The sequence below is a fragment of the Nitrosophilus sp. genome, assembly GCF_982775275.1.
In genome coordinates this window covers 1-3,345 of record NZ_CEXZHP010000166.1, presented here as the reverse complement: position 1 = coordinate 3,345, position 3,345 = coordinate 1, and the positions used below count along the sequence as shown (strand labels likewise).

The 3,345-nt window shown below is 32.4% G+C and carries 4 protein-coding genes; 3 read left to right on the top strand and 1 reads right to left on the bottom strand.

Features of this window, described 5'->3' with window-relative positions:
• On the bottom strand, positions 1-1,263 hold a 1,263-nt coding region (gene leuC / locus AC30RD_RS07545; RefSeq protein WP_489493828.1), incomplete at its 3' end, for a 3-isopropylmalate dehydratase large subunit.
• An 89-nt stretch (positions 1,264-1,352) separates the two neighbouring features.
• Between leuC and AC30RD_RS07540 the strand changes: the two genes are divergently transcribed.
• From AC30RD_RS07540 to AC30RD_RS07530, 3 genes are read left to right on the top strand one after another with little or no spacing between them, the layout of a single operon-like run.
• On the top strand, positions 1,353-1,601 hold the full coding sequence (locus AC30RD_RS07540; RefSeq protein ID WP_489493827.1) for a hypothetical protein: 249 nt from the start codon (positions 1,353-1,355) through the stop codon (positions 1,599-1,601).
• Positions 1,591-1,923, top strand: coding sequence for a type II toxin-antitoxin system PemK/MazF family toxin (locus tag AC30RD_RS07535; protein ID WP_489493825.1), 333 nt, complete (start codon positions 1,591-1,593; stop codon positions 1,921-1,923). Before AC30RD_RS07540 ends, AC30RD_RS07535 begins: the two co-directional genes overlap by 11 nt.
• A complete protein-coding gene (locus AC30RD_RS07530) occupies positions 1,910-3,238 on the top strand; it encodes an NFACT RNA binding domain-containing protein (RefSeq protein ID WP_489493823.1) in 1,329 nt (442 codons plus the stop codon). Before AC30RD_RS07535 ends, AC30RD_RS07530 begins: the two co-directional genes overlap by 14 nt.
• Positions 3,239-3,345: the final 107 nt, after the last annotated feature.

The following is a 3,345-nucleotide window of genomic DNA, read 5'->3' as shown; positions in this document are numbered from 1 at the left end:
TATCTCTCTTGGGTCTGCGATTTTTCCGGCTATAGCACTTGCTGCGGCGACTGCAGAGTTTGCCAAGTAAATCTCAGCAGTTCTTGCTCCCATTCTCCCTACAAAGTTTCTATTTGTAGTAGATACGCATCTTTCGTTATCGGCTAAAATCCCCATATAGCCTCCAAGACAAGCGCCGCATGTAGGGTTTGATACAACGGCTCCGGCATCTATTAGAGTGTCTATAATCCCGAGCTTTTCAGCCTCTTTTAAAATCTTTTGAGTCGCCGGGGTAACTATAAGTCTGGTGTGACGGGCTACTCTTTTTCCTTTTACTATCTTAGCGGCGATTGCTAAGTCGCTCAATCTTCCGTTTGTGCAGCTTCCGATAAAGACTTGATCAACTTTTAGGTCCATCTTTGCAGCTTCGCTTATAGGTCTTCCGTTGCTTGGAAGATGAGGAAAAGCTATAACAGGTTCCAATTTTTCCACATCAATCTCTATTGTTTGAACATAGTTTGCATCTTCATCTGAGTAGTGAAACTTTGGCTCATGTTTTAAATTTTTATCAGCCAAAAACTCTTTTGTTATCTCATCAACCGCAATAATCCCGTTTTTAGCTCCCGCTTCTATTGCCATATTGCATAGGCTAAATCTATCATCCATACCTAAATATTCCAAAGTATCGCCTGTGAATTCCAAAGCCTTATATAACGCTCCATCAACACCTATTCTTCTAATAAGCTCTAAGATAATATCTTTTCCGTATATATGTTCACCTGGCTTTCCTTTTAGCACGACCTTTATAGATTCTGGTACTTTAAACCAGTTGGTTCCGGTGATCATAGCAAACGCAAGATCGGTTGAGCCCATACCGGTAGCAAAAGCTCCAAGGGCTCCGTGTGTGCAAGTGTGAGAGTCTGCACCGATTATTACGTCCCCTGGAACCACAAGCCCTTTTTCAGGCAAAAGTGCGTGCTCTATACCCATATCTTTTTCGTCAAAAAAATATTTCAAATCGTGCTCATACGCAAACTCTCTGCTTATTTTTGCCTGATTTGCGCTGGCTATATCTTTAGCCGGAATGAAATGATCCATTACTATCGCAAAATTATCGGGATTTGCAAGTTTTTTGGCACCTGATTCTCTAAATGCCTTTATGGAGATAGGAGTTGTGATATCGTTTCCTATAATCATATCTATTTCGCATCTAACTATCTCACCGGCTTTTACTTCACGTCCTACATGTTCGCTAAAAATTTTTTCAGTAATAGTTTGTTTCATATTTTTCCTTTTGAAAAATTTTTGATATTTTAGCATAATATTGATTTATGATATACTTTTATATAGATTTTTTATATGAAAGGTTTATTATGATTAAAGTAAGTATAAGCCAAATCCAAAAAAAACCGTCAATTTTTAAAAATGAGGAGATTTTGGATATTGTAGATAAAAGAGATAATAAAGAAATAGGTATATTTATCCCAAAAAAGTATGAGAAATATTTTAATCTAATCTTAAAGAAGATAGAAAAAGAGGAAAAATTAAAGATTTTAAAAAAGATAAAAGAAGTAGATGATGATATGAGTTCGTGGGATGAGGTAGTTGGCGATGGAGTTTAAAAAAGGGGATATTGTTTTAATAAATCTAAACCCTAAAAAAGGTGAGGAGATCGGTAAAATTAGACCTGCTGTTATAATGAGCGAAGATATTTTAAATAGCGAGCTTGATGTGATTTTGGTTGTTCCTTTATCAACAAAACTTGTCGATAAAGCTTATCCTTATAGAGTAAGAGTGAAAAAAAGAGAGAACTTAGAGCAAGATAGCGATATTTTGATATACCATTTAAGAGCTGTTAGTAAAAAAAGAGTTATCAAAAAAATTGCAAAATTAAAAGATGAAGAGATAGATATTTTAAAAAAGGCGATATGTGAAATATTATGAGTTATATCAAATTGCAAATTTCTTAAAAAAATTTAGGACCATAAGCGATATTTACAGAGTTGATGATAATGTTATAAAGATAGTTTTTGATAAAGAGCCGATCTATTTTGATTTAACAAAAGGAAACTCCAAAATATATAAAAGAGAAGATTTTGTAAAAACAAAAAGATATAACGCCCCTTTTGATATAGTTTTGCAAAAAAGATTTAAAAGAGCAAAAATCAAGTCTTTGGAGATTTTAAGTAATGATAAAATTATTAAAATAGTAGCAAAACAAGAGAGCTCTTATAAAAAGGAGATCTCAATACTTCAACTTGAATTTACCGGAAGAAACACAAACGCGATTATTTTAGATGAAAACCAAACAGTTTTGGAAGCTTTGAGACATATAGACCTATCTACCTCTTTTAGAGAGGTCAAACCTGGCAAAAAACTTCTGCCTTTGCCTCCTTTAAAATTTATAAAAAAAGAAGAGAGTAAAATAGAGGATATTAACAGATATCTTTTTGAAGTTTATGAAAAAGAGAAAAATAAAAAGCTTCAATCGCTAAAATCGGTAAAAATTTTTTCCATAAATAGGCAGATTGAAAAACTAAGATCTATTTTAAATTCCCTTGAAAAGGAGGAGGATTTAGAAAAACTCGCATATGAAGAGGAGCTTAAAGCAAACCTGATTTTGGCAAATCTTTACTTGATAAAACCTTATCAAAAAGAGGTTGTTTTGAAAGATTTTGAAGGTAAAGAGATAAAAATAGAGCTTCCAAAAGAGGCAAAAAGCGTCTCGCAAATGGCCGATATTTTTTTTAATAGGGCTAAAAGATATAAACAAAAAGCAAAAAATATCCATATAGAAAGAGAAAATCTCCAATCTAAGATACAATTTTTAAAAAGAATGATAAACAGAATAAAAGATGCCAAAAACATAGAAGAGATAGAGATTTTATTTCCTAAAAAAGAGAGTTCAAAATCCAAAAAAGAGAGATTTAAAAATTATGAAAAGTTCGTAATTGAAGGTTACAATATTTATGTTGGAAAAAATGAAAAGGGAAACGAAGAGCTTTTAAAAAAAGCAAAAGCAAACGATATCTGGATGCATATAAAAGATATTCCCTCGGCTCACGTAATAATTCGAACAAATAAACAAAATATACCAGAGACAATTTTGAAAGAGGCCGCAAAACTTTGCGTCGATTTTAGTGTAGATAAAAGCGGTGATTATTTGGTAGATTTTACACAAAGAAGAAATGTAAAAATAAAAGAGAAATCTTTTGTCAATTATATAAATTATAAAACTATAAAGGTGAGAAAGGTATAATAGGAATTAGGAATTATGAATTTATAGAAAAAGTCCCTAATTCCCAATTCCCAATTCCAAGGAAATATATGTTTAACATCATAAAAGAAAATTCCCAAAGGTTTGTA

Bases quoted from the DNA above. Each gene is read 5' to 3' on its own strand.
- AC30RD_RS07540 (WP_489493827.1), top strand. From the start codon at position 1,353: ATGATTAAAGTAAGTATAAGCCAAATCCAAAAAAAACCGTCAATTTTT.
- AC30RD_RS07535 (WP_489493825.1), top strand. From the start codon at position 1,591: ATGGAGTTTAAAAAAGGGGATATTGTTTTAATAAATCTAAACCCTAAA.